Here is a 26,227-nt window from a genome sequence, read left to right as displayed (position 1 = left end):
GGATCTTTTATCAATCTATAAGCCAATTTAACTTCCTAAAGCAAACTTTTATTTCTAGGCATTGTTATGCTACTGTACCTAAAAATTTAAAGCCATGGAAAATCAAGAAAATATAGCAGGTTTAGGCAAGAACCATGATCGGGCAGCACATGATCATGATATTGCGAAAAAACAAAGTGAAGCACAACCAGCAACAGAAAATAGTGAAATGGAGCCTTATAGTGTAAATCAACACGGCAATAAAGATTTTAATGCTGATTCAAAGGAAGGTGATCAAAACGTTAAAGACGTACATCAAAAAGCCGACGAATACGCTAAAAAGGAACATGAAAAAGCAGAGAACTGGGAAAATAATAATAAAACAGGGCCTGATGCTCCTCAGTTTTAATAGTATTTAAATTTAAAAACATAAAAACCGATTTAATTAACTAAATCGGTTTTTTTAATTAAGAATATCAGACTTCTAAATATCAAACTACCAAGCTCCTAGTAACTGCCGAACTCAACCTGGCAACTGCAACACCAAAACTTATTACACTCGTCATCGCATAGCTATGATGCGAAGGAGTTCTTGATTTATTAAGGCAACTTCTGCATTACAATAACCAATGCTAAATAATAAGGATAAAAAAAAGCCGTGGTCTACATCCATAGATCACGGCTTTAGTTTTATAACTTTTAAAAAATTATGGTTTCGTTTCAGCCGGTGCTTTACCGATCAAATCCATAAACTGATCTAACTTAGGCGTAATAATAATCTGTGTACGTCTATTTTGACTTTTACCAGCAGGACTATCATTAGAAGCAATCGGATTGTATTCTCCTCTTCCACCAGCAGTTAAACGTTTAGGATCTACTCCATAATTATTCTGTAAAGATTGAACCACTGAAGATGCTCTCAACGCACTTAAATCCCAATTATTTCTAATATTTGTTTTAGAGATAGGTACATTATCAGTATTACCTTCAATCAACACATCATAACCTTTATAATCGGTTATAATTTTGGCAATCTTACTTAACGTTGCACCCGCTTTATCTGAAATTTCATAACTACCAGATTTATACAACATATTATCAGAAAGAGAGATATAAACTACACCTTTAAGTACTTTCACATCCACGTCGCTCATTTCTTCCCTGCTTAGAGATCTTGTTAAATTGTTGGTTAAAACCATATTTAACGAATCGCTTTTGTTTTTGGCATTCACCAATTGTTGAATGTACTTATTTGAGCTATTAATTTCATCCACCAATTTAGAAATGTTAACATTACCCTGACTAGTAGAATTTAAACATTTATTTAACGCAGCTTGTAAACCTGCCGCATTAGATTTCTCTGCAGCAATCTGCTCTTCTAAACTTTTAATTCTAATTTTAGATCCAGAAACATCGCTTTCACTAGCCCTTAATTTCTGGTTAAGTTCTTCGTTACTTTGTTGCAGTTTAGTATTATTAGATTGCAATTCAGCAAACTTTTTATTGCTTACACAACCTGTACCGAGGGTGATTACTAAAAGCACCGCTGGCGCTACTATTGAAAATTTCATAATTCTATACATTTATGTAAAAAGATTAATCTATTAACAAACTAATACTCCGTAAAGTTTTAATCTCGGTAATAATTGCATAAAAAGATAAAGATTAGTTAACACAAAAAGCACTCTGAAAATACTTAAAGAGCGCTTTTCTCGATGTTCATAATTATGCTAAAGTTTCTTCAACCCCTTAGTTTGAGCTTTATCCACTTCTAAAAAGCTAATAGAAAATCCTCCGCCAGGTGCGGCAAATTGTGATAATTTTGTTTGTGCTGTCACTACCACTTTTCGAATTACATAAGCCTGCGGGTTTGTTTTATAATGCGCATTTTTTGCATCAGCATAAATAGTGGCAACATACGTTTTACCTTTATCTAAGAAATCTAGTTTAAACTCCGCAGTGCGAGAATTATCTCCATTTACACTTCCTAAAAACCATTTTCCTGTGCCTTTTGCTTTACGAGCTACAGTAATATATTGGCCAGGTTCTGCTTCAATGTATTTGCTATCATCCCAATCAATCGCCACATCTTTTATAAACTGAAAAGCATCTGGAAAGCGATTGTAATTTTCTGGAAGATCAGCAGCCATTTGCAAAGGGCTATACATGGTTAAATACAAGGCCAGTTGATTAGCAATAGTGCTATTTACATGCGAAGTATTCCCCGGATTTAATTTACTAATATCCATTTCAAAAATACCAGGTGTATAATCCATTGGGCCTCCTTGCAAACGTGTAAAAGGCAAAATAGTAACGTGATTAGGTTTAGAACCACCAAAAGCTTGATATTCTGTTCCTCTAGCCGATTCATTTCCAATTAAATTTGGATACGTACGAGCAATACCGGTAGGTCTAACTGCCTCGTGTGCGTTCACCATGATCTTATATTGAGCAGCCTTTTCTATCGCATATTGATAATGGTTTATTATCCATTGGCTATAATGATTTTCGCCACGAGGCAAGATGTTTCCAACATAACCACTTTTTACAGCATCGTAATTATTAGCTTTCATGTATTTGTAGGCTGTATCCAAGTGGCGTTCGTAATTACGTACAGACGATGAAGTTTCATGGTGCATAATCATTTTAATACCTTTTGATTTTGCGTAATCTCTTATCTCTGCCATGTTAAAATCCGGATATGGAGTTACAAAATCAAAAACATAATCTTTAGAGTTACCATACCAATCTTCCCAACCTTGATTCCAACCCTCTACCAAAACTCCTCCAAAACCATTCTGCGCTGCGAAATCAATATATTTTTTTACGTTGGCTGTATTAGCACCATGCTTTCCATTTGGCTTTGCTTTCGTATAATCCGTTATACCTAGTTGTACAGATGGAAAATCATCTGTGTACGCCCATGAACTTTTACCAGTAATCATTTCCCACCAAACACCTACATATTTTACAGGCTTAATCCATGAAGTATCTTCAATCTTACATGGTTCATTCAGGTTATAGATCATTTTTGATGCTAAAATATCCCGAGCATCATCACTTACCATAACAGTACGCCAAGGTGTATTAAAAGGAACTTGAATATAACCCTTATCCCCTTTCATATCTGGCGTTAACCACGATTCGAAAACCATGTTTTTATCATCCAAGTTTAAATGCATACATGGATAATTAATCAAAGCCGCCTCATGTAGATTGATGTAAAGTCCATCGGCAGATTTCATCATTAATGAAGTTTGTACGCCAGTTGGTGAAAATGCAGTTTGCGAAAGATTTTCAGTTCTCGCTTTTGCAGCAAAACCACGTATTTCTGAGAGTTTTGAAGTGGTATAATCGTATTCTTGTGTATCGTAATCACCTGCTATCCAAAATGCAGTATGATCGCCTGTCATAGCAAATTGCGTTTTCTCCTCTTTAATTACGAAGTAAGTCAATCCTTTTTGGGTTGGGAATTCATATCTAAATCCTAAACCCTCATCAAATAAGCGAAAGCGAATAAGAATTTGTCTGTTGGTTACTTTTTGGCTTAATGTAACTGCAAACTCATTGTAATGGTTTCTAATCGTTTTAACTTCGCCCCAAACCGGCATCCAATTTTCATCAAATGAAGAGGATTGTGTATTGGCAATTGTAAAATCATTTAATAGTGATTTTTGATCATTTTTCAATTCTAAACCTAGCTTACTGGTTTTAATAACCTCCTTATTTTTATATGTTAAATTATAAGTCGGACTCCCATCCGCTAGCAATGCAAAGTTCATGGTCAATTTCCCATTCGGGGATTTAAGTTGCTGACCAAAAGCAAAGCAAAAAAATGCAAGTATTAAATACGCGGTAAAAAGAATCTTCTTCATAGTAAAATGTATTAAACTGTAATTGGCTCTAATCTAATCATAATATCTTTTAGCTTCAAAATGACTTAATTATAATATTGATACTTAAGAGCATAAAAAAAGCCTAATCAGTTAAGATTAAGCTTTTTAAATTGTGGGCCCACCTGGGCTCGAACCAGGGACCAAAAGATTATGAGTCTTCTACTCTAACCAACTGAGCTATAGGCCCCGAAAACCGATTAGGTTTTGCGAGTGCAATGTTACATATTTGCAACGAATTTTGGAAACCCTTTTTATGGAAAAAATAAAAAATATTATTTTCGACTACGGTAATGTCATTTTCGAAATCAATTTTAAACATACCCAAGCTGCTCTATTACAATTAGGTATCACCAATGTGGAAGAGTTTTTTGCGCACAAAAATCATAATCAATTATTTGATGATTTTGAGACAGCTGGAATTAGTCCTGCAGAATTTAGAGCCGGCATTAGAACAGCAGCCAATAATCCAAACCTTACAGATGCTCAAATTGATGAAGCTTGGAATAGTTTGTTAATTGGTGTTTCAGGCAATAATCATGAAGTTTTGCTGGAAGTTAAGGAGAAATACCGCACTTTTTTGTTGAGTAATAACAACGAAATTCATTACGATTGGATCATCAACTATCTAAAAAAAGAGTTTGGGATAAATAATTACGATAATCATTTTGAAAAAGCTTATTTCTCACAACAAATGCGCTTGCGCAAGCCTAACGTTAATATATTTGAGCAGGTAATTAAAGAAAACAACTTAAATCCTAATGAAACACTCTTTATTGACGATAGCCCTCAGCATATTGAAGGCGCAAAAAAAGCAGGTTTACACACATTATTGATGAATATTCATCCAGAAAAATTAAGAGATTTTTTACATCAGCATCATATTTTATAATATATAAAACAAGATATTTTCTTAAATTTATGTTGAAATTGGAAAGAAAATGAGCGAAAAAAGATTTACTTCCCTACAAGAGTTTTATCCTTTCTACCTAACGGAGCATAGAAATTTTACGAGTAGAGTTTTACATTTTATTGGAACTGGATTACTCATTTTATCCTTGTTTACAGGAATGTTATTTCACGATTGGCGTTTTATAGTCGCCATTCCCTTTATTGGTTATGGTTTTGCTTGGGTTGGTCATTTCTTTTTCGAGAAAAATAAACCAGCTACTTTTCAATATCCATTATATAGTTTGGCTAGTGATTTTATCCTTTTTTGGGAGCTTCTAAATGCTAAACAACCTTTTAGGGTCAAATAGTTTTTACCTATACAGCTATAGATAAAAAGCTTTTGCTTTGGCAAACCATTCTATATAGATTTGTTTATAACGAGAAATTAATTAAACTGTAAATCGGATTTATAGTTGAAATACTTTCGTTAAATTTACTATGAGTTCTTTCGATGAACTTAATACCATTAAACAAAAAATTGAACTATGGAAAACGACTCTAACGACATTAGCAAATGTCCATTTCACAATGGTAGCCTAAAAAGTATTGTAAATAGTGGCGGTACAAAGAACCGAGATTGGTGGCCAAATAGATTAAATCTACATATCCTTCGCCAACACTCATCTTTATCAAACCCAATGGGAGATGATTTTGACTATGCTGAAGCATTTAACAGTTTGGATTTACCTGCTTTAAAGAAAGATTTAGAGGCTTTAATGACCGATTCACAAGATTGGTGGCCTGCAGATTTTGGTCATTATGGAGGTTTATTTATTCGCATGGCATGGCATAGTGCTGGCACGTATCGTATAGGCGATGGTCGTGGTGGAGCTGGACAAGGGCAACAACGTTTTGCGCCTTTAAATAGCTGGCCTGATAATGTGAGTTTAGATAAAGCTCGTCGTTTGTTGTGGCCAATTAAACAAAAATATGGTAATAAAATTTCTTGGGCAGATTTAATGGTACTTACTGGAAACGTCGCTTTAGAATCAATGGGTTTCAAAACTTTTGGTTTTGGTGGTGGGCGTAGTGATGTTTGGGAAGCAAGTGAAGATATTTATTGGGGATCTGAAACTACATGGTTAGGCAACGATGATCGGTATTCGAAAGGTTCAGAAGGTGTTGCAGGGCATGGGGTTTTAGTATCTGATGAAGATCCAGAAGGGGGCAAACATTCGCATGATCTAGAAAAACCATTGGCAGCTGCACATATGGGTTTAATTTATGTAAACCCAGAAGGACCAGATGGCAATCCAGATCCAATAGCAGCTGCAAGAGACATTCGTGAAACTTTTGCACGTATGGCAATGAATGATGAAGAAACGGTTGCTTTAATAGCCGGAGGTCATACTTTTGGAAAAACACATGGTGCTGCTTCTTCAGAACACGTAGGTAAAGAGCCAGAGGCTGGAAGTATAGAACAACAAGGTTTTGGATGGAGTAATAGTTATGGTAGTGGTAAAGGACCAGACACCATTACAAGTGGAATAGAAGTAACTTGGACAACCACTCCTACGCAATGGAGCAACAATTTTTTCGAAAATTTATTTGGTTTTGAATGGGAACTAAGCAAAAGTCCAGGAGGCGCACATCAATGGGTAGCAAAAAATGCCAATGAGATTATTCCTGATGAGTCTGATTCTTCTAAAAAACATAAACCAACAATGCTGACTACCGATTTATCGTTGAGACTAGATCCAGCATATGAAAAAATTTCAAGACGTTTCTTGGAAAACCCTGATCAATTTGCAGATGCCTTTGCTCGTGCTTGGTTCAAATTAACACACCGTGATATGGGACCTCGTGAACGCTATTTAGGTCCAGAAGTGCCAGCTGAAATATTGGTTTGGCAAGACCCTATTCCTGCTGTTAATCATAAATTAATTGATAATAATGATATTGCTAGCTTAAAAGAAAGAATTCTATCAACTGGTTTATCAGTTTCTCAACTGGTTTCAACCGCTTGGGCTTCGGCATCTACTTTCCGAGGATCAGATAAACGTGGTGGTGCAAATGGGGCCCGAATTCGTTTAGCTCCACAAAAATATTGGAAAGTAAATAATTCAGGTGATCGATAAAGTTTTAAGTGCTTTAGAACAAATCCAAAAAGATTTTAATAGCTCACAAAGTGATGGCAAAAAAGTTTCGCTGGCAGATCTAATCGTCTTAACAGGATGTGCTGGCATTGAAAAAGCAGCAAAAAATGCAGGTCAAGATATTACAGTTCCTTTCACACCAGGTCGTATGGATGCTTCTCAAGAAGAAACTGATGTAGAATCTTTCAGCGCTATGGAACCATTAGCTGATGGTTTCCGTAATTATCAAAACTCAAATTATAAGGTTTCTACAGAAGCATTGCTGGTGGATAAAGCTCAACTTTTAAACTTAACTGCGCCTGAAATGACTGTATTAGTTGGAGGATTACGAGTATTAGATACGAATTTTGACCAATCTAAAAATGGCGTATTTACAAATAAACCTCAAGTTTTAACAAATGATTTCTTTGTTAATCTGCTTGATATGAATACTGCGTGGAAGTCTGTCGACAAATATCAGCAACTATTTGAAGGAAGAGATCGAAAAACAGATGAATTGAAATGGACCGCAACTCGTGCCGATCTTGTATTTGGGTCTAATTCTGAATTGAGAGCAATTGCAGAAGTTTACGCAAGTAGTGATGCACAAGGTAAATTTTTAAAAGATTTTGTTGCCACATGGAACAAAGTCATGAACTTAGATCGTTTTGATTTAGCTAAACACTAAATATATTAAGTAAAACCTGCGTTCAAACCTAAATTATTAATTGAACGTAGGTTTTATATTTTTGTAAAATGAAAGCCGAAAGATTAGAAAAAATTAAGTTATGGGTCAAAAGACTTGGCTTTTGGGGCTTTCTATTCTTCTTAATTAAAGGATTGGTTTGGCTAGCTATTGCATATTTTGCACTTAAATAAGTACCTTAGAACTACAACCTACGGCGAGTTTTCTCTTTACTAATCAAACCCAACTCTCTACCTGTTTGTCCAGCAACTGAAGTATTTTCTTGTGCTCTCCTGAACAAATAAGGCATTACTGCTTTAATTGGTCCATAAGGCACATATTTAGCTACATTATAACCCGCATCAGACAAATTAAAACTTAAATTATCGCTCATGCCTAATAATTGGGCGAAATATGCGTGAGGATGGTTATGTGGGATATTATTTTCATCCATCAACTCTGTTAATAAACGACAACTTTCTTCATTATGTGTACCACAAACAAATGCGATTTGATCAATATGTTGTACACAAAATCGTAAACTTTCATCGTAATCTTTATCAGTAGCAGATTTATCAGGTTGAATTGGCGACGGATAACCCATTTCAGCAGCACGCTTACGCTCTTTTTCCATGTAAGCACCACGAACCATTTTTACCCCTAAAATAAATCCTGTTTCTTTTGCAATTAAGTAATCTGCTTTTAAGTCAGCTAATTTATCGTGACGATATAGCTGATACGTATTATACACAATTAATTGCTCTTTATTGAATTTGATCATCATTTCCAAGGCTAATTCATCAATTGTATCTTGCACCCAACTATCTTCAGCATCAATCATCACTGGTACATTTTTATCAAATGCAGCCTGACAAATTTTTTCACAACGAGCTTTTACTCTTGCAAATTCATCAGTTTCTGTAGCTGTTAATTCTTGCTTAGCATCTAATTTCTCCAATAAAGCAAATCGGCCAATGCCAGTAATTTTAAAAACAGTTAATGGCACTCTTGGATCGCCATCTGCCCTATTAATTGTTCTTATAATTTCTTCGCACGTGAAATCAAAAACCTCTTCCTCATCCTCTCCCTCAACAGAATAATCTAAAATGGTTCCCACATTTCCTAAACTCAATTGTTCAATTGTGTGTTCGCATTCGTTAATAGTTTCTCCACCACAAAATTGTTTAAAAATGGTAGCTTTGATAGCTCCCTTAATCGGGAAACCAATATTTAGTAAGAAATTTGTAATCGGTGGGCCAATTTTTGTTAAAAAATTACTGCTAATCATTTTAAATAACCAATACGCTTGATTTAATTCACCGTTGGTTTTATTACGAAAAGCGATTTCTGTATTGTCAAAATTGATTTTTTTTCTGGGCGATGATTCCATTTGAATGTTTTGGTTAGTCAGAAGTTTGCAAAAATATAAATTACAATCATTGTTAAGGCAAAACACTTTGTAAATAATTGTAAATTTGTAGCCACAATGATAAAATTTAAACTGGAAGGCGAATTTATTCCGCTAATTGCACTCTTAAAAGCAACCGCCTTGGTACAAAGTGGTGGCGAAGCACAAACTGTTGTAGAAGATGGTTTAGTAAAATACAATGGTGTTGTAGATTATAGAAAACGTCTTAAAGTACGCATTGGCGATAAAATCGATTTTATGGGCAAAATAATTGAAGTAATTTAATGGAACCTATAAAAAACGCCGATCATTTTATCTATTTCGAAACAGGTCTAAGTCCATTAAAAGAGCTTTTAGATCAAAATAAATACAGCAAGGTTTTTGTTTTTGCAGATACCAATACGGCAGAGTTATGTTTGCCAACATTTCGAGCTTTTTTAGATGATTTAGATGATTTCGACATTATTGAAACTGATCCCGGTGAAGAAAATAAGAATATCGATTTTTGTATAGGTATTTGGAAAACCTTATTAGATTTTGGAGCGGACAGAAAATGTTTAATGATAAATTTAGGCGGTGGAGTAATTACCGATATGGGCGGTTTTGTAGCCTCAACCTATAAAAGAGGTATAGATTTCATCAATATCCCTACAACTCTCCTATCACAAGTTGATGCTTCTGTTGGGGGTAAAACAGGAATTGATATTGATAATGTGAAAAATATGGTAGGCACTTTTAGTTTACCACAAGCGGTTTTCATTGAAAATGCTTTTTTAACTACTTTATCTAAAAGAGAACTACTATCAGGCTTTGCTGAAATGATAAAACATGGTTTAATTAAGGATAAAACCTATTACGAACGTTTAAAATCGAGTAATTATGAAGCTTTAATTCCTGAAGAAATTTATCGTTCTATTGAAATTAAAAATGAAGTAGTGACGGAAGACCCTTTAGAAAAAGGATTACGTAAAATTTTAAACTTTGGCCATACCATTGGTCACGCTGTAGAAAGTTATGCCTTAACCAATAGCAAAAAACCATTAACCCATGGCGAAGCAATTGCAGTTGGTATGGTTTGTGAGGCCTATTTGTCTACTAAATACTGCAATTTAACGGAAGATGAATTGAAAGATATCAATACTTATATTAGTTCTATTTATCCGAAATATAATATTAAAGAAAAAAGCTTTAATACGCTTTTAGAGCTTATGCAAAGCGATAAAAAGAATGAAGACGGGCAAATTATGTTCTCATTGCTAGATAAAATTGGCAAATGTGTATTTAATTGTCGCGTAACAAAAGCAGATATTTTGAGCAGTTTAACATACTACAATAATTTATAATGAAATTTACTGGAAGCGACATTTCTGTAGGTGGGTTGTTTGGTTTCGTCATTGTTTTAACCTTGGTTGAAATGTATATTAGTTATGTACACGACAAAAAAATTTACACCAAACGTGATACTTGGACCAATATTTACTTGATGACGGTTGCCGTGGTGATTAACCTTTGCATGAAAACCGCAACCTTCTTTTTATTAGCCTATTGTTATCAATTCAGATTGTTTCAAATCTCAAATGTTTGGATTTATTGGATAGTTTTAATCTTAGCACAAGATTTTTTATACTGGTTTTTACACACTGTTGGACATTATGTACGCTTTTTTTGGGCAATGCATGTTACGCATCATTCTTCGGAACATTTCAATTTAACCACCGGCTTTCGCTCTACCGTTTTTGAGCCTTTGTATCGCGTTTTCTTCTATTTACCACTCGCATTTATGGGTTTTACTGCTATAGATATTCTTTTCGCCTATCTAGTAACTCAAATTTATGGCAATTTGGTGCATACACAAGCGGTTGGTAAACTACATCCTTGGTTCGAATATATTTTCGTAACACCATCTCATCACCGCGTTCATCACGCTAGTAATGTACGTTATTTGGATAAAAACATGGGTATGGTGCTTATTTTATGGGATAGATGGTTTGGCACTTTTCAAGAAGAATTACCAGAAGATGCCATAAAATATGGCTTGACCACGCAACCTAAAGATACAGGCCCAGTTAATATTATTTTCCACGAGTTTATTGCTTTAAAAAACGATGTCAAAAAAGCGCCAACTTTTATGGATAAGGTTAAATATATTTTAAATCCGCCAGGTTGGAGCCACGATGGCAGCACAAAAATTGCAAAAATAATGCAGCAAGAATTACACGAGCAAGAGCGAGTAAATCATAAGATTATTCAATCAGTGAAGCAAGAGCTTAAACAAGCTTAATCTTTTCACTCAAAGTTTTTTACACTTGTCACCCTGGGTTTATCGAAAGGCACAAAACTTTCAATTGCTCACGATTACTACAGGGACGGATTTACAGCCAATTTTTCATAGCAATCATATACCAAAAAGTAGGTATTCTTTGTATTGCAAAAACAATTACTTTTGTTTCATATCAAAACGCTCCCTATGAAACATTTCAAATACTTTACTTTTCTATTCGTGTTGTTTGCTTTTGCACCAAAAAGCCATGCACAAGATATGGACAATCTTTATGCAATTTTGGCTGAAGGCTACACAATTGACGAATTGCATGAATTAACAGACATAATTACTCTAGACAATCATCGCTCTATATTAGAAAAAAGAGGATTTAAGTTTGAAAAAAATGATAAAGAAAGCGGATCATTTATATATAAGAAAAATGATTACGTAAGCTTTTATGTGAATTATGAAAATGGGAAATTGACTTCTGTTCATTTTTTATCATCTCCTCAAAAATTTTATAAGGCTATAGCCGAAATAAAAGACAATAGTAATTTCACTTATTCCAGTGAAAAAACAAGTGGAACTGGAAAATTAAAATATTACAAATACAAAGGTCACAGCATGTCTACAAATGATAATTATTATCGAGTTACCATGTGGCCTAAAGAAACGACCACAAGTACTACTACGGCAAGCTCAACCACTACTGTTGTGCCAACTATTGAAAACTATTATTCTGCAAAAGAAATTGCAGATGCCATGAATGCAAATATTGGCTGGGCTGATATCGGTTTTTCAACCCCCTATAAATTTGAAGTAAAAGGCTCCATGAATATGGATAAACGCTCAATAAGGTTTATCAGTAAAGAAAATATTCTTTATGTTCAAATGAATATCCCACGAAATGGAGAATGTGATTACGGCTTAAAAGAAGTAAAAGCTAAATGGACTAGCCAAGCAGGTACTGGTTCATCTTATTTTTATTTAACATTTGATTACCTCTACTCCTGTAATGGGCAAGATTATAAAGGTGTATATGTATATTTCAAACCAAGCCCTTCATTTACTAAATTAGGTGTAGAAGCATGGGTACGAAAGAATGCCTACAAATAAGATTTTATATAAAATTAAATTTTGTTTAAATTATTTTCATTTCCCTATTGACAAATTAAATTCCGTATTGTACATTTGTCAGCAACAAGAAAAAAATGCAATTAACAAACACATATTACTTTGGTTACTTTTACTATTTTAGTAAGAGCCGGGGCTAGTATGCAAAAAGATAGATAATAATATTCAATGTATATAAAAAGTCCCGGCCTAAAGCTGGGACTTTTTTTGTTTAACGCTTAACGCAAAATGAAAACAAAAACAAGGGTAGCCATACAAGGTATTAAAGCATCGTTTCACGAAGAAGCAGCATTTAAGTTTTTTGGTAGAGATATCGAAACCATCGAATGCAATTCATTTAAACAAACTTGTGATAGCTTGGAAAATGACAATGCCGATTTCGTAATTATGGCCATAGAGAATTCTATTGCTGGTAGTTTATTACCCAATTACACCTTAATTAGAGAATATAATTTTGCAATTAGCGGCGAAGTTTATTTACCTATTCAATTGCACTTAATGGCTTTACCAGGCGTTAAGTTTAAAGATATTAGGTTTGCAACTTCTCATCCTATCGCTATAAGACAGTGTGTTGATTTTTTTGATGATTACCCTAATATTCAAGTAATTGAAAGTAGTGATACCGCAGCTTGTGCCAAAAAAATTAGAGACGAGCAATTAACTGATACTGTTGCAATTGCGAATACACTAGCAGCAGAATTATACGGATTGAACATTATTGAACGCAGAATAGAATCGAATAAGAAAAACTATACTCGTTTTCTAATCCTACAAAAACAAAAAATAGAAGATACAAAAGAGATTAACAAAGCATCTATCTGTTTCCAAGTTGGCAACCATGTTGGTGCGCTTTCCAAAGTGTTAAATATTTTCGCAGAGCTTAACGTAAACTTAACCAAAATACAATCTATGCCTGTTTTAGGCAAAAGAAACGAGTATTATTTTTATGTAGATATGGAATGGTCTAACATGGAAAATTACGATACTGCCATTCGTAAAGCATTAAAATATACCGTAAACTTTAACATTATGGGCGAATACGAAAAAAATGATACTGTATAGTTCAAGTGGTGAATCGTTTAACTGGTTAACTTTACAGGAAGCCAAAACACAAACGATTAACCGATTTATCAATTAAACAATTAACAACAATATAAAATCCCAAAAATGAAATTACAATTAAACATCCAGCCATTAGATAGTTGGATAAACATCAAAAACGAGCCCTTACTAATTTCCGGTCCTTGTAGTGCAGAAACTGAAGACCAATTATTATCAACCGCACATTTATTAGCTGCTACTGGAAAAGTTAGTGTGTTGAGAGCTGGAATTTGGAAACCCCGAACTCGTCCAGGAGAATTTGAAGGTATTGGAAGCATTGGTTTAGAATGGTTAAAGCGTGCTAAAGCAGAAACTGGTTTACCAACAGCTGTTGAAGTTGCAAATGCAAAACACGTTGAAGAAGCACTTGCTGCTGGAGTAGATATTCTTTGGATTGGTGCTCGCTCTACAGTTAATCCGTTTACTGTACAAGAAATTGCTGATGCTTTGCAAGGTGTAGATATTCCTGTATTGGTTAAAAACCCAGTAAATCCAGATTTACAGTTATGGGTTGGTGCATTAGAGCGTATCAACAAAGCTGGAATTACAAAATTAGGTGCTATTCACCGTGGATTTTCATCTTTCGAGAAAAGTGCTTTCCGTAACGAACCAATGTGGGAACTAGCCATCCAATTGAAAACTTTATGTCCTGAATTGCCAATTATCAATGATCCAAGCCATATTTGTGGTAATCGTGAATTAATCCCTTACATCGCTCAAAAAGCGCTAGATTTAGATATGCAAGGTTTAATGATCGAGTCGCACTTAGATCCTTCAATTGCATGGACAGATGCTAAACAACAAGTTACACCAGCTGCTTTAGCAGAAATGGTAGACAAGTTTACTTTACGTCAACCAGAATCTAAAAACGAAGAGTTTACTGATAAATTAGCTGATTTAAGAAAAGAAATTGATAAAATCGATGATTTAGTAATTCAGAAATTAGCTGAACGAATGAGCATCACCCAAAAAATTGGTGAATTTAAAAGAGATAACAAAGTAACTATTCTACAAGTTAACCGTTGGGATGAAATCATGAAAAAACGTACTGCATTTGCAAAAGCGTTAAAACTTGATGTAAACTTTACGGAGAAATTTTTAGAATTGGTTCACGGTGAATCTATCCGCAGACAAACAGAAATTATGAACGCTGGTAAAGCCGAAGCAGGAATTGCTGCTGAAGCACATACAGAAGTGAAATAAAAATAACCACCGAAAAGTAAAAATAATGTCTAAAAACGTATTGCTTTCTTTTAAAGGAAACAAACAAATTGATACCGAAATTAAGTTAACAGGTTCAAAAAGCGAATGCAATAGAGCCTTAATTATCAGTGCATTGAGTAAAGGCTTAGTTAGTGTAGATAATTTATCTGTAGCTGCAGATACTGTTACGCTGAATGGAATTCTTTCAAACCTGAAAAGTGAAAACTCGCAACAACAGACTGTAGATGTTGGTCCTGCGGGTACAGCAATGCGTTTTTTAACTGCTTTTTTAGCTATTCAAAATGGCAATTTTTTATTAACTGGAACGGAAAGAATGAAACAACGGCCTATTGGGATTTTGGCCGATGCTATAAAAAGTATTGGAGGGAATATCACCTATGTAGAAAATGATGGTTTCCCTCCTCTACAAATTTCTGGTCCTTTGAAGCAGACAAGCCCAAAAGTTAAGATAAAAGGAGATATCAGTAGCCAGTATATTTCAGCTTTACTAATGATTGCTTCATCCCTCCCATTGGGATTAACTTTAGAAATTGAAGGAGAATTAACATCCAAACCATATGTAGACATGACTTTAGCGATGCTAGAGCAAGTGGGGATTAGAAATGATTGGAATGAAAACACCATCATTATCGAACCTCAATTGTTTAACACAGCTAAATTATATGTAGAACCTGATTGGAGTGCTGCTTCGTATTGGTATGCCATTGCGGCATTAGCTGATGAAGCGTCTATATTCTTGCCAGGGTTAAACGGTTATAGTTTGCAGGGCGATAGTAAAATCACCGAAATTATGGCAAACTTTGGCATCACTTCTCAGTTTAAAAATGGTGGTGTTTATCTCAAAAAAGAGCCTAAAAAAATAGAACGGAAGATTTTCGATTTAAAAGAATGTCCAGATTTGGCGCAAACAATTGTGGTTATTTGTGCGGCTTTAGGTCATGATGCGACTTTTACAGGTTTAGAAACCTTAAAAATTAAAGAAACTAATCGCGTATTAGCTTTACAAACAGAATTAGCTAAAATTGGCGTGAAGTTTATCGAAAAGAACTTAAGCTATAAATTAGATTGTTCGGGATTACAATTCCCAGATAAAATAACTATTAGTACTTACGAAGATCACCGTATGGCGATGGCGTTTGCTCCCTTAGCTTTAAAAATTAACACGGTTGAAATTGAAGAAAAGCAAGTAGTTGAAAAATCTTATCCTTATTTTTGGGATGATTTGGAGAAAGCAGGATTTGAGATAGGATAGTAATTGATTAGTTGTTAGCATTATTAAGCAAACCAAAAAGCTAACAACAAACAAACCAAAAACTACAACGAACAAACTAAAAACTAACAATATATGGCCGGCAATTCATTCGGAAAATTATTTAAAATAACCACTTTTGGTGAATCACATGGTGTAGCCATAGGCGTAATTATTGATGGTTGCCCAGCAGGCCTAACTATTGATTTGGAATTTATCCAATCAGAATTAGATAAACGCAAACCTGGTCAGTCTAAAATTACAACGCAACGGAAAGAGAGTGATACTGTTCAGATTTTATCAGGGACATTTGATGGAAAAAGTACTGGAACACCGATTAGTTTGTTAATTCCGAATGAAGATCAGCGTTCTAAAGATTATGGACATAATGTAGATGTGTACCGTCCTTCTCATGCAGATTACACCTACGATGCAAAATATGGTATTCGTGATCATCGTGGCGGTGGTCGTTCATCCGCTCGTGAAACTGCTGCTCGTGTGGCTTCAGGAGCGATTGCAAAACTATTGTTAAAAGAATTTGGCGTCGAAATTTTCGCACATGTCACCTCAGTTGGAACTATTGTTGCACCAAATTTAGAAAGTAACGATGTATCAGCTTTGTTAGAAAAAAGAGAAGAAAACATTGTTCGCTGTGCAGACCCTGCTACTGCAAATCAAATGATAGATTTCATTGATTCGGTACGAAAAGATGGCGATACAGTTGGCGGAAAAGTGGGCTGCATTATTAAAAATTGTCCTGTAGGTTTAGGTGAGCCTGTTTTTGATAAACTCCATGCAGATCTTGGAAAAGCAATGTTGAGCATTAATGCAGTACACGGTTTTGAATATGGGTCTGGTTTTGCTGGCAGTGAAATGAGAGGTTCAGAACATAATGATATTTTCCTAGCGGGAGATAAACCTAAAACATTAACAAATTTTTCGGGTGGTATACAAGGTGGCATTGCAAACGGAATGGATATTAATTTCACGGTTGCCTTTAAACCTGTCGCTACTATTATGCACAATCAACAAACCATCAACTCTGCTGGTGAGGCTGCAGAAATTAAAGGAAAAGGTAGGCATGACCCTTGTGTAGTGCCAAGAGCAGTTATAATTGTTGAGGCAATGGCGGCCCTAGTGTTAGCAGATCATTTATTAAGACAACGTAGTAATCGTTTGTAAATATGAAATATTGTATTTTTCTTCTTTTTCTGTGCAGTTCTACCGTTTTTGCTCAAAATTACAACGATCAAATCGCTAAACATCGCGAAGAATATAAAGCAGATTTTATTAAAGAAACAAGATCTCCTTTAAAAAAAGGTGATTTGCAATATCTTCATTTTTTTGATGCAGATAGTACGTATAAAATATCAGCTTCTGTAGAAATATTGAAAAATGAAAAGGTTTTTAATATGCCTACCTACGATGGTACAAGTAAGGAATTTATCCGCTATGCGCAAATAACATTTAAGCTGAAAGGCAAAAGGTTAAAGATGACTTTATACAGGAACATCAGTTTACTCACAAATCCAGCTTATAAAGATTTATTGTTTTTACCATTTACAGACGAAAGCAATAATAAAACTACATACGGCGGTGGGAGATATATCGATTTATCCTTAAACGACATTAAAGACGGCTTTCTGGAAGTAGATTTTAATAAAGCATATAATCCCTATTGTGCTTATAGTGATGGTTATCGATGTCCAGTTCCCCCAGAAGAAAATGATTTAGCTATTGCTATTATGGCTGGTGAAAAAAATTATACTGGAGAAAAGAAGCACAAATAATTTTCATTTTTATATCAATAATAACAGGAAATCTAAAATTTAATTTACTGTGATACAGTTGTGTAGATCAAGTTGTAAGAAATTTATACCTTTTAGATTTTTAATAGCTTAAATTAAGCGCTCCTTCAAATAATTTTAATTAGATGACGAGCTATACATGCCTAATAGTTGACGATAATGAGATTAACGCGATGCAATAAAAATGTATTTGCGCAAAATTAATAGGCTTGATATTAAGGCTGTGTGTAGTAATGGTATGGAAGCGGCAGAGGTATTAATTAACGAACCTATTGATATTGTATTTTCGGACATTGATATGCCTGAATTATCTGGAATGGGGTTATTAAAAAGCATAAAAAATGCACCCATTTTCATTTTTATCACTTCTTTTACAGAATATGCTGCCGAAAGTTTCAATCTTGATGCATTAGATTTTATTGTAAAACCTGCAACTTTTGAGCGTTTGTTGAAGGCTAGTACAAAAGCTATAGAATATTTAGACCTAAAAAAAATGGCAAGTTTAAATAGTAATCCTGTTCCATTAGCAGATAATAATGACCATTTTTTTATTAAAGAAACCAAAGGTTTTACACGCTTAAATTATGATGATGTGATTTACATTGAAAGTATGGGTGATTTTTCAAAAATTTATACTGCTGATGATAAACACATTACATTGGTAAATCTTAAAAATTTAGAACGACAACTCCCTCTTTTTTTTGTAAGAGTTCATAAACAGTATATCATTAATCTTAACCAGATTTCTACAATTACAAACAACGAAATTATATTAAATCACAACAATACTGTGCCTGTTAGTTTAGCAAATAGGCAAGAATTAGTAGAAAAAATAGCTAATAAAACTATCTCAAGGCATAAACCATAGCTATTTTGATCTTTTAACCATTCTATTTTTATTCATCCCCTGATTTACTAGAAAGACAATAAAATTCCCAAAGAATTTTCCGTAAGCCCTCATTTTTGTAATACTCATTGTATAAAATCAATTTTTGTAATATTGATTGAATACAATTTGTAAAAAATTATTTGTTGTTTTTTAGGTAGTCGATGAAGCTAAGAAGATAGTCGATGAAAGGATAAATGCTGTAGATGTAAATTATTATTTTCTAGAGTTATGAAGCTTTTGGTAGGGATAAAGTGAAAACACTCCCTTTATTCTCCTCACTTTCAACATGTAAAGAACCCTTCATTAAAGTTGTGAACGTTTGGCATAACACCAAGCCAATTCCTGTCCCTTTTTCTTTATTGGTACCTAATTTACTTTTTCCTATTTCTTGGTAACCTGAGTTATTAAAATTTTCTACTTGATTTTTCAGTAAGCCAACACCATTATCAATTACAGCAATGGAAATCATATTGTTTACTGACATTGAAGAAAGTTTAATTGTTTCATTTTTTGCCGTAAATTTTATTGCATTGCTAATCAGATTACGTAAAACTAGAGAAGTCATATTCATATCTGCTAAACAAATACTGCCAGATTTAATTTCGTTAACAATGGTAATATTCTTTTGAGCAGCAGTTGCATGTAAAGAGTTAACTACTTCTTGGGCACAGAGCTGAACGTCAAATTTTTCTATAATAGGTTTAAAACCTTGCATCTGACTTGATGCCCAATTCAGTAAGTTTTCCATCATTGATGAAGTGTAGCCTAATGTAGTTTTTAGATGCCCAGCATATTTTGTGAGCTCTTCTTGGTTGATATCACCATCTTCAAGTAATTGTATGAATGAAATTAACGAGTTTACGGGCGTACGCATATCATGACTAACTACACTAAATATGCGATCTTTTACTTTCCCTAATTTTTCTAATTCTACCTTTTGATCAGATACAATTCTATTCAGTTTTGCTGTTTTGCGTTGTGTATAATAGACAAACATCCCAGAACCCAATAAAATTGAAGCTAATATTCCTAAAGTTAGATTTACATTTCTATTGAACTTTAATTCGGTTCGTTGCAAATCGATTTGCTTATCTTTTATCTCTTTATCAAGTTGTGCTTTTAATTGTTGTTGCTTCAATAAATTAGTTTGAGATTTCTTTTCATTTTCTAAATCAGCCTGTTTTTTAAGGAATGTTAAGCGTTGTAACGTCTTTTCTTGATTGCTGAAAGCCAGCTCTTGTTGTTGTTGCTTAGCCAACAAAACCTGTCGTTGTAATTCAACATTTGTCAATTGTTGTTTCAGCTGATAATCCTTCTCTTTTACACCAAAGTCAATTTGCAACTGTCTGCGTATAATTTCTTTTTCCTTCTCTTGATTAAAAATTTGATCCTTAACTACTATATATTGCTTATAATTTGTGAGTGATTGATTAAAATTACCTTGTTTTTCATCTATTGAACTTAAATTCAAATACGCATCTCTCTGTACATTTAATAGGTTGTTTTGTTTCCCTATTTTTAAGGCTTCTACTAAAAGATTTTCAGCTTTGCTATACTCTTTATCCTTTTCATAAAAATTAGCTAATGCCAGTAAACTATTGGCATAATCATCTTTATGATCTGCTTTTGAATTAATTTCATTTGCTTTTTGATATGCTTTAAGTGCCAAATCTCTTTCGCCCATTGATTCATATACATTTCCAAAATCTTTGTTTAATGGTCCAATAACAGATTGATCATCATTTGCCTGTGCAACTTTTAATGACCTGTTATAATTCTCTATTGCAAGTGCATTTCTCTGACTTGGTTTTGCTCCCATCTTCTTCAACTCTTCGTTTGAAGCTGTAAAATAAGCCTGACCAATACTGTGATAAACTACAGCTACACCACGATCGTTTGGATCTTCTTTTATAAATATTTTTAGCGCTTTTTGTAAATAATTCAAAGCATTATCCTGCTGACCCAAATCCATGTAAATATCTGAGATATTAGCGTAGCAACTCGCTAAGTCAATTTCATTACCGTTTTTTAGATAGATTGCTATTGCTTTTTGATTAGCATCCAATGCTCTTACATAATATGGAACACCAACATAAAGTGCCCCTAAATTCAAATAAGTACCTGCAACCCAATCTAAATCATCTATTATCGTGTAAGCCTCTATCGCATTTTTATAGTTTTCTTCTGCTTTTTGAAAGTTAGTAAAACCATGATAAAACATACCTAACTTGTAATAAGCTTGGGCTTCAAATCGCCTTAAATTTAATTTTCTTGCTAAAAAGATACTTTTATCTACAAACTCTTCAGCCTTCTCGAAGTTTTTCATCCTCATGTATTGGTAGTATACTTCTTTTAAGATCACCAATTTTACAGAATCTTGCTTTACATGATTTTCATTAACTTTTAATAAGCTATCTAATTTTAACTGAGGAGATTTTACTTGTGCTGATGTTGTAGTGCTTATCAAAAGTAAACTACAAAAAAATAAGAGGAGCGTAAATTTATAATTCATCCTTTAAAGTAAATTATAGATGAATTAAGAACAGTCTTACGTTCCAAACAATGGGTTAATAGCATAAAATGATCCAATAGGGTTGAATGGATCAATATAAGTATTTTTATAGCTTATCGAAAGAATTGTTGATTAGTTAAACAAATCTGGAAATTGTTGTGGTTTGCTCTCATTCATCATCGCATACACCGCTTCAATTACATCATCAACAGAAGGTTTGCTAAAATAATCACCATCAGAACCATAAGGTGGGCGATGTGCTTTTGCTGTTAAGGTTTTAGGTTGAGCATCTAATAAATAATATCCTTGCTGTTCCTCTAAAATTTGTTGCAAAATGAAAGCACTTCCGCCTCCAGGTACATCTTCATCAACCACTAACAATTTATTGGTTTTTTGTAAAGATTTTTTGCAAAGCTGATCAATATCAAACGGTAAGAGTGTTTGCGGATCTATAATTTCGATAGATATCCCTAACTGTTCCAATTCTTCTGCCGCTTCTTCAACAATGCGAAGCGTAGAACCGTACGTAACTACTGTTAAATCAGTTCCGGTTTTAATGATTTCGGCTTTACCTAAAGGAATGGTAAACTCACCAACATTATCTGGCAATTTTTCTTTCAAACGATAACCGTTTAAACATTCGATTACTATTGCAGGTTCATCAGATCTAAAAAGTGTATTGTACATGCCTGCAGCTTGTGTCATATTACGCGGAACACAAATATGTAAACCACGTAAAGAACCCAAAATTACAGCCATTGGTGAACCAGAATGCCATACACCTTCTAAACGATGCCCACGTGTACGCACAATTACAGGTGCCTTTTGTCCGGCTTTGGTACGGTATGATAAACTTGCTAAATCGTCACTTAAAATATTTAAAGCAAATAACAGATAATCTAAGTATTGTATTTCGGCAATTGGACGTAAGCCACGCATAGCTAATCCAATTCCTTGTCCAATAATAGTCATTTCTCTTATGCCCGTATCGGTCACTCTTAATTCACCGTATTTAGCTTGCAAACCTGCAAAACCTTGATTTACATCACCTATATGACCTAAATCTTCACCAAAAGCAACTAAACGTTGATCTCTACCAAAGTTAGAATCGAAACATGCATTTAGCAATTCTCGTCCATCAATCATTTTACTGCTATCACTATACTCAGCAGGAATTACATTTACTAAAAACGGACTTTCTTTGCCATCGGTAAATAACTTAGAGCTATATTTTTCTTCGTTAATTTCCGCTTGCTGTTGGTACCACTTTACCAGAACATCACGCTCTGCTGATGGCATATTGATACTTTGACGAATTGCTTTTCTGGCAGATGAAATCACTTCTCTTCTTAATGCATCAGGTGTTGATGCTAGTTGATCGGAAATTTTGGTTAAAATCGGGTTGCCATTTGCAAAAGCATTAATCATATTGATCACTTCACTTTGCTCTTGTTTTATGCTTTCTAAAAACTCATTCCAAGCTTCTTTTTGTGTATTACGAACAAATATTTTAGCTTCTTCTTCTAATGCAGTTAAATCTTCATCGGTTGAAATAGCCGATTCAATCATCCATTTGCGCATTTGCAAAATACAATCGTGCTCTTTTTCCCACTCAAGCCTATTTTTTTCTTTGTATCGCTCATGTGAGCCAGAAGTAGAATGACCTTGTGGTTGTGTAACCTCGGTAACATGGATTAAAACAGGCACATGCTCTGCCCTACAAACATCAATTGCTCTTTGGTAGGTTTCGCATAAAGCGGGATAATCCCACCCTTTTACTTTAAAAATTTCGTATCCGTTAGTTCCTTCTTCTCGTTGAAAACCTTTTAATATTTCTGAAATATCTTCTTTAGTGGTTTGGTATTTTGCAGGAACAGAAATTCCATAACCGTCATCCCAAACCGAAACTGCCATTGGAACTTGTAAAACTCCAGCTGCGTTAAAAGCCTCAAAGAAAACCCCTTCAGAGGTAGATGCATTACCGATGGTACCAAAAGCAACCTCATTACCATTTACTGAAAAGTTTTTAAGGTAATCTAACTCGGGATTTTGTCTAAACAGTTTAGATGCATAGGCCAAGCCTACTAATCTGGCCATTTGTCCACCTGTTGGCGCAATATCTGAAGAACAGTTTTTAATATCCGTTAAATCTTTCCAAGAACCATCATCGTTCAGAGAACGTGTAGCAAAGTGACAATTCATTTGTCGCCCTGCAGAAGAAGGATCTGCTTCTACACTAGGATTTGCATATAATTGAGCAAAAAATTCCTTTATTGTGGAAATACCTGTAGCAAATGCAAAAGTTTGATCGCGGTAATAGCCTGAGCGCCAGTCGCCTTTTTTAAAGGCTTTTGCCATTGCTATTTGTGGAACTTCTTTACCATCACCAAAAATGCCAAATTTTGCTTTACCTGTTAATACTTCCTTTCGACCAAGCAAACTAGCCTGACGGCTCTCGAAAGCTATTTTATAGTCGTTAATTACGATTAACTTAAAGTCATCGAAACTTAATTCTGAAGCATCAATCTGATTAGTGGTAAGCTTTCCATCTGACATCATAAGCAATTATGGTTAGTTCACAAAGATACAATTCTTTCTAGTTATGCTTTAAAAAGCTTGGCAAATAATATTTGGAATACTTTTTGTTTTACCCTTTTATATAGTAAATTTGTTAAAAGCGAAATGACCATGAAAAAATTAATTCTGTTAGCCGTTCTGATATTAGGTGTTGGAGTGATTGCGAATGCACAGACTAAGCCTGCTGAGTTTAAATTTGATACTGAAACCCATGATTTTGGCAAGGTAACTTTAAATAAACCTGTTGTTTATACCTTTAATTTCACAAATATTGGTGATGCGCCTCTTATTATTACCAAGGTAGAAACTACCTGTGGCTGTACTGTTGGAGAATATACGCAAACCCCTGTTAAAAAAGGTGAAAAAGGATTTGTAAAAGTAACTTTAACTCCTGCAGGATCTCCTCTTCCATTTAATAAGGCGATTACATTAACTTCCAATGCAAGAACAACAATCAAGGTGTTATATATTAAAGGTGAATCGGTAGAAGGAAGCACCAAATAAAATTTTATAGCTAGTTAAAAAAGATGTCACATAGGTGATAACTTTTTGTCTTCGACATTTATTTTATTTAAAACCCCGTTTTTATCACGGGGTTTTTTAATTTTGTGCCATGCCACAAATCTCAGAAAAAGGGTTGCAAATGCCCGCATCGCCAATTAGAAAACTCACTCCTTTTGCAGATAAAGCTAAAGCAGCAGGTAAAAAGGTATATCATTTAAACATCGGTCAGCCAGATATAGCTACACCAGAAGGTATGCTAAATGCTATTAAAAATATAGATTTTGATGTTTGGGCCTATACCCCATCTGAGGGAACATTGGCTTACCGAAAAAAATTGACTGAATACTACAATAAATTAGGTTATAACATAACTCCAGAAAACATCTTGGTAACGGTTGGTGGTTCTGAAGCCATTACAATCGCTATGCAAACCTGTGTAAACGAAGGTGATGAGATTATTATCCCAGAACCTTTTTATGCAAACTATAATGGTTTCGCCTGCATGAGTAACGTAGTGGTTAAACCTATTTTATCCTATATTGAAAATGGTTTCGCATTACCTCCTATCTCAGAATTCGAAAAATTAATTACAAACAAAACTAAAGCTATCATTATATGTAATCCTAATAACCCAACGGGATATTTATATTCTAAAGAAGAGTTAGAGGCTTTAAAAGATTTATGTTTAAAATATGATTTATTCCTGTTCTCTGATGAAGCTTACCGTGAGTTTTGCTACGATGGACGTGAGTTTATTTCACCAATGCATTTAGATGGTTTAGAAGAAAACGTAGTGATTATGGATACGGTTTCTAAACGTTACAGCGCTTGTGGAGCTCGTTTAGGCTGCTTAATTACTAAAAACAAGGAAGTAATAGCTTCAGGATTAAAATTCGCACAAGCGAGATTAAGTCCAGGGATGGTTGAGCAGATTGCAGGAACCGCAGCAGTTGATACTCCAGATAGTTATTTCACAGCAGTAAATAAAGAATATACGTTACGTAGAGATACCTTAGTAAAACGCTTAAATAATATTGAAGGTGTATTTTGTCCTAACCCAGGCGGTGCATTTTATGTAGTAGCTAAATTCCCAATTGATGATGCTGATGTTTTTTGCCAGTGGATGTTAGAAAGTTTTGACCATAACGGTGCTACGGTAATGATGGCACCAGCAACGGGTTTTTATTCTAGTCCAGGAAGTGGTAAAAACGAAGTGCGTATGGCTTATGTTTTAAATACAGACGACTTAAATGGAGCTATGGATTGTTTGGAATTAGCCTTACAACAATATCCAGGTAGGAAATTGTAAGTTTTTATCTCGTATTTTTAAAAATAGTTTTTTAGCTCGCCGCCGCTATGGCTCTTTCTTTTCTCTTGATAGAAAAGAAACAAAAGATCAAGGCTTAGTATCATCTATCGGATTAAGCTATCAAAACTTTTAAGGCAACAGAATAAGGTCCCGATGAAGAATCGGAACTGCATTCTGTTTTGGGTTGTGGTTTTTGAAAGTGTTTGCACAGGTTTTAATGCTTTCTCCTTCGGGATGCTACAAGGCCAGTCCTAGTTCTTGGGAATGGTTGTGGTTTGGGTAAGGCTGTAAGACGGTCGTCTTTGCGAGGCACGAAGCAATCTCCTATTTGCAGGCGAATTCTCAAAGCTGCAAGTTTTATAATTCGCAAAGACGAGTGTATTATTTCCTATATCGGCTAGTGTCCTCACCCGCCGAAATTATTTGAAGAATGTACCTCTTAGCATCCAAACAAAAGAAATTAGCACACATTTTGGCATTTATTTTGTATATTTGTTGTTCTGTTTACGATTTGTTTGATGTTATGTTCGATAACTGAAAACTATGCCAAAGGCATCCCTTTGGGATAAATTGCAAACTGAGAACTACAAAGGGGCCGTTTTGGATTTGACAGGGTGGCGCTAAGTATGTTAGCATGCAGTGCGTTGTACGGAGAGCACTTTAAAG

The 26,227-nt window shown here is 34.5% G+C and carries 22 protein-coding genes and 1 tRNA gene; 17 read left to right on the top strand and 6 right to left on the bottom strand.

The window, feature by feature from the left end; all coding sequences use genetic code 11:
- The first annotated feature begins 94 nt into the window (after positions 1-94).
- Entirely contained in the window at positions 95-388 is a 294-nt protein-coding gene (locus WC622_RS10420; protein WP_372819626.1) for a hypothetical protein, read from the top strand.
- A gap of 298 nt (positions 389-686) precedes the next feature.
- Here WC622_RS10420 and WC622_RS10415 read toward each other — a convergent pair whose 3' ends face one another.
- The 3 genes from WC622_RS10415 to WC622_RS10405 all read right to left on the bottom strand — a co-directional run bounded on the left by WC622_RS10415 (position 687) and on the right by WC622_RS10405 (position 4,062).
- The gene (locus WC622_RS10415; protein ID WP_372819625.1) at positions 687-1,550 is read right to left on the bottom strand and encodes a flagellar motor protein MotB; all 864 of its coding nucleotides are present in this window, start codon (positions 1,548-1,550) and stop codon (positions 687-689) included.
- A gap of 159 nt (positions 1,551-1,709) precedes the next feature.
- Positions 1,710-3,854, bottom strand: a complete 2,145-nt coding sequence (locus tag WC622_RS10410; protein ID WP_372819624.1) for a glycoside hydrolase family 97 protein — start codon at positions 3,852-3,854, stop codon at positions 1,710-1,712.
- Between the two features lie 134 nt (positions 3,855-3,988).
- Positions 3,989-4,062 (bottom strand) — tRNA-Ile (locus WC622_RS10405).
- Positions 4,063-4,128: 66 nt separating this feature from the next.
- Between WC622_RS10405 and WC622_RS10400 the strand changes: the two genes are divergently transcribed.
- The 4 genes from WC622_RS10400 to WC622_RS10385 all read left to right on the top strand — a co-directional run bounded on the left by WC622_RS10400 (position 4,129) and on the right by WC622_RS10385 (position 7,586).
- The gene (locus tag WC622_RS10400; RefSeq protein WP_372819623.1) at positions 4,129-4,764 is read left to right on the top strand and encodes an HAD family hydrolase; all 636 of its coding nucleotides are present in this window, start codon (positions 4,129-4,131) and stop codon (positions 4,762-4,764) included.
- Positions 4,765-4,813: 49 nt separating this feature from the next.
- Positions 4,814-5,131: an Mpo1-like protein gene (locus tag WC622_RS10395; RefSeq protein WP_372819622.1), complete on the top strand. Its 318-nt coding sequence runs from the start codon at positions 4,814-4,816 to the stop codon at positions 5,129-5,131.
- A gap of 177 nt (positions 5,132-5,308) precedes the next feature.
- Complete coding sequence (gene katG, locus WC622_RS10390; protein ID WP_372819621.1) at positions 5,309-6,901, top strand: catalase/peroxidase HPI; 1,593 nt, start codon at positions 5,309-5,311, stop codon at positions 6,899-6,901.
- Entirely contained in the window at positions 6,891-7,586 is a 696-nt protein-coding gene (locus WC622_RS10385) for a peroxidase family protein (RefSeq protein WP_372819620.1), read from the top strand. The genes katG and WC622_RS10385 overlap by 11 nt, the downstream gene beginning before the upstream one ends.
- Before the next feature lie 202 nt (positions 7,587-7,788).
- Here the strand turns inward: WC622_RS10385 and WC622_RS10380 are convergent, their stop codons facing one another.
- Positions 7,789-8,973 (bottom strand): proline dehydrogenase family protein, encoded by a 1,185-nt coding sequence (locus WC622_RS10380; protein ID WP_372819619.1) that lies wholly within the window; start codon positions 8,971-8,973, stop codon positions 7,789-7,791.
- A 96-nt stretch (positions 8,974-9,069) separates the two neighbouring features.
- Here WC622_RS10380 and WC622_RS10375 point away from each other — a divergent pair, with 96 nt between their 5' ends.
- The 10 genes from WC622_RS10375 (at position 9,070) to WC622_RS10330 (ending at position 18,638) form a co-directional block, all read left to right on the top strand.
- Complete coding sequence (locus tag WC622_RS10375) at positions 9,070-9,276, top strand: RNA-binding S4 domain-containing protein (RefSeq protein ID WP_372819618.1); 207 nt, start codon at positions 9,070-9,072, stop codon at positions 9,274-9,276.
- On the top strand, positions 9,276-10,334 hold the full coding sequence (gene aroB, locus WC622_RS10370) for a 3-dehydroquinate synthase (protein WP_372819617.1): 1,059 nt from the start codon (positions 9,276-9,278) through the stop codon (positions 10,332-10,334). Before WC622_RS10375 ends, aroB begins: the two co-directional genes overlap by 1 nt.
- Complete coding sequence (locus WC622_RS10365; RefSeq protein ID WP_372819616.1) at positions 10,334-11,272, top strand: sterol desaturase family protein; 939 nt, start codon at positions 10,334-10,336, stop codon at positions 11,270-11,272. The genes aroB and WC622_RS10365 overlap by 1 nt, the downstream gene beginning before the upstream one ends.
- A 186-nt stretch (positions 11,273-11,458) precedes the next feature.
- Positions 11,459-12,370, top strand: coding sequence for a hypothetical protein (locus WC622_RS10360; protein WP_372819615.1), 912 nt, complete (start codon positions 11,459-11,461; stop codon positions 12,368-12,370).
- Positions 12,371-12,616: 246 nt separating this feature from the next.
- A complete protein-coding gene (locus WC622_RS10355; RefSeq protein ID WP_372819614.1) occupies positions 12,617-13,450 on the top strand; it encodes a prephenate dehydratase in 834 nt (277 codons plus the stop codon).
- A 105-nt stretch (positions 13,451-13,555) separates the two neighbouring features.
- Positions 13,556-14,692, top strand: coding sequence for a chorismate mutase (locus WC622_RS10350; RefSeq protein WP_372819613.1), 1,137 nt, complete (start codon positions 13,556-13,558; stop codon positions 14,690-14,692).
- 25 nt (positions 14,693-14,717) lie between these two features.
- Positions 14,718-15,965: a 3-phosphoshikimate 1-carboxyvinyltransferase gene (gene aroA / locus WC622_RS10345; RefSeq protein ID WP_372819612.1), complete on the top strand. Its 1,248-nt coding sequence runs from the start codon at positions 14,718-14,720 to the stop codon at positions 15,963-15,965.
- Positions 15,966-16,058: 93 nt separating this feature from the next.
- On the top strand, positions 16,059-17,144 hold the full coding sequence (gene aroC / locus WC622_RS10340; RefSeq protein ID WP_372819611.1) for a chorismate synthase: 1,086 nt from the start codon (positions 16,059-16,061) through the stop codon (positions 17,142-17,144).
- 2 nt (positions 17,145-17,146) lie between these two features.
- Entirely contained in the window at positions 17,147-17,752 is a 606-nt protein-coding gene (locus WC622_RS10335) for a DUF1684 domain-containing protein (protein WP_372819610.1), read from the top strand.
- A gap of 202 nt (positions 17,753-17,954) precedes the next feature.
- A complete protein-coding gene (locus tag WC622_RS10330) occupies positions 17,955-18,638 on the top strand; it encodes a LytR/AlgR family response regulator transcription factor (protein ID WP_372819609.1) in 684 nt (227 codons plus the stop codon).
- A 247-nt stretch (positions 18,639-18,885) separates the two neighbouring features.
- Here the strand turns inward: WC622_RS10330 and WC622_RS10325 are convergent, their stop codons facing one another.
- Together WC622_RS10325 and WC622_RS10320 are read right to left on the bottom strand one after the other, a co-directional pair.
- Positions 18,886-21,126 (bottom strand): tetratricopeptide repeat protein, encoded by a 2,241-nt coding sequence (locus tag WC622_RS10325; RefSeq protein ID WP_372819608.1) that lies wholly within the window; start codon positions 21,124-21,126, stop codon positions 18,886-18,888.
- Between the two features lie 177 nt (positions 21,127-21,303).
- Complete coding sequence (locus WC622_RS10320; protein WP_372819607.1) at positions 21,304-23,730, bottom strand: thiamine pyrophosphate-dependent enzyme; 2,427 nt, start codon at positions 23,728-23,730, stop codon at positions 21,304-21,306.
- Between the two features lie 129 nt (positions 23,731-23,859).
- On the opposite strand from WC622_RS10320, the gene WC622_RS10315 reads away from it, so the two are divergent.
- Together WC622_RS10315 and WC622_RS10310 are read left to right on the top strand one after the other, a co-directional pair.
- Positions 23,860-24,252 carry a DUF1573 domain-containing protein gene (locus WC622_RS10315; RefSeq protein WP_372819606.1) on the top strand — a complete coding sequence of 131 codons (393 nt, stop codon included), beginning with the start codon at positions 23,860-23,862 and terminating at the stop codon, positions 24,250-24,252.
- Between the two features lie 109 nt (positions 24,253-24,361).
- The gene (locus tag WC622_RS10310) at positions 24,362-25,561 is read left to right on the top strand and encodes a pyridoxal phosphate-dependent aminotransferase (protein WP_372819605.1); all 1,200 of its coding nucleotides are present in this window, start codon (positions 24,362-24,364) and stop codon (positions 25,559-25,561) included.
- The last annotated feature ends 666 nt before the right edge of the window (positions 25,562-26,227 follow it).

The organism is Pedobacter sp. (assembly GCF_041662865.1).
Lineage (GTDB): Bacteria > Bacteroidota > Bacteroidia > Sphingobacteriales > Sphingobacteriaceae > Pedobacter.
Note: the sequence above shows the minus strand (reverse complement) of the source record. Positions and strands in the feature narration are given on the sequence as shown.

Coding starts and splice junctions, on each gene's coding strand:
- WC622_RS10420 (WP_372819626.1), top strand. CDS start 95: ATGGAAAATCAAGAAAATATAGCAGGTTTAGGCAAGAACCATGATCGG.
- WC622_RS10415 (WP_372819625.1), bottom strand. CDS start 1,550: ATGAAATTTTCAATAGTAGCGCCAGCGGTGCTTTTAGTAATCACCCTC.
- WC622_RS10410 (WP_372819624.1), bottom strand. CDS start 3,854: ATGAAGAAGATTCTTTTTACCGCGTATTTAATACTTGCATTTTTTTGC.
- WC622_RS10400 (WP_372819623.1), top strand. CDS start 4,129: ATGGAAAAAATAAAAAATATTATTTTCGACTACGGTAATGTCATTTTC.
- WC622_RS10395 (WP_372819622.1), top strand. CDS start 4,814: ATGAGCGAAAAAAGATTTACTTCCCTACAAGAGTTTTATCCTTTCTAC.
- katG (WP_372819621.1), top strand. CDS start 5,309: ATGGAAAACGACTCTAACGACATTAGCAAATGTCCATTTCACAATGGT.
- WC622_RS10380 (WP_372819619.1), bottom strand. CDS start 8,973: ATGGAATCATCGCCCAGAAAAAAAATCAATTTTGACAATACAGAAATC.
- WC622_RS10375 (WP_372819618.1), top strand. CDS start 9,070: ATGATAAAATTTAAACTGGAAGGCGAATTTATTCCGCTAATTGCACTC.
- aroB (WP_372819617.1), top strand. CDS start 9,276: ATGGAACCTATAAAAAACGCCGATCATTTTATCTATTTCGAAACAGGT.
- WC622_RS10365 (WP_372819616.1), top strand. CDS start 10,334: ATGAAATTTACTGGAAGCGACATTTCTGTAGGTGGGTTGTTTGGTTTC.
- WC622_RS10360 (WP_372819615.1), top strand. CDS start 11,459: ATGAAACATTTCAAATACTTTACTTTTCTATTCGTGTTGTTTGCTTTT.
- WC622_RS10355 (WP_372819614.1), top strand. CDS start 12,617: ATGAAAACAAAAACAAGGGTAGCCATACAAGGTATTAAAGCATCGTTT.
- WC622_RS10350 (WP_372819613.1), top strand. CDS start 13,556: ATGAAATTACAATTAAACATCCAGCCATTAGATAGTTGGATAAACATC.
- aroA (WP_372819612.1), top strand. CDS start 14,718: ATGTCTAAAAACGTATTGCTTTCTTTTAAAGGAAACAAACAAATTGAT.
- aroC (WP_372819611.1), top strand. CDS start 16,059: ATGGCCGGCAATTCATTCGGAAAATTATTTAAAATAACCACTTTTGGT.
- WC622_RS10335 (WP_372819610.1), top strand. CDS start 17,147: ATGAAATATTGTATTTTTCTTCTTTTTCTGTGCAGTTCTACCGTTTTT.
- WC622_RS10330 (WP_372819609.1), top strand. CDS start 17,955: ATGTATTTGCGCAAAATTAATAGGCTTGATATTAAGGCTGTGTGTAGT.
- WC622_RS10320 (WP_372819607.1), bottom strand. CDS start 23,730: ATGATGTCAGATGGAAAGCTTACCACTAATCAGATTGATGCTTCAGAA.
- WC622_RS10315 (WP_372819606.1), top strand. CDS start 23,860: ATGAAAAAATTAATTCTGTTAGCCGTTCTGATATTAGGTGTTGGAGTG.
- WC622_RS10310 (WP_372819605.1), top strand. CDS start 24,362: ATGCCACAAATCTCAGAAAAAGGGTTGCAAATGCCCGCATCGCCAATT.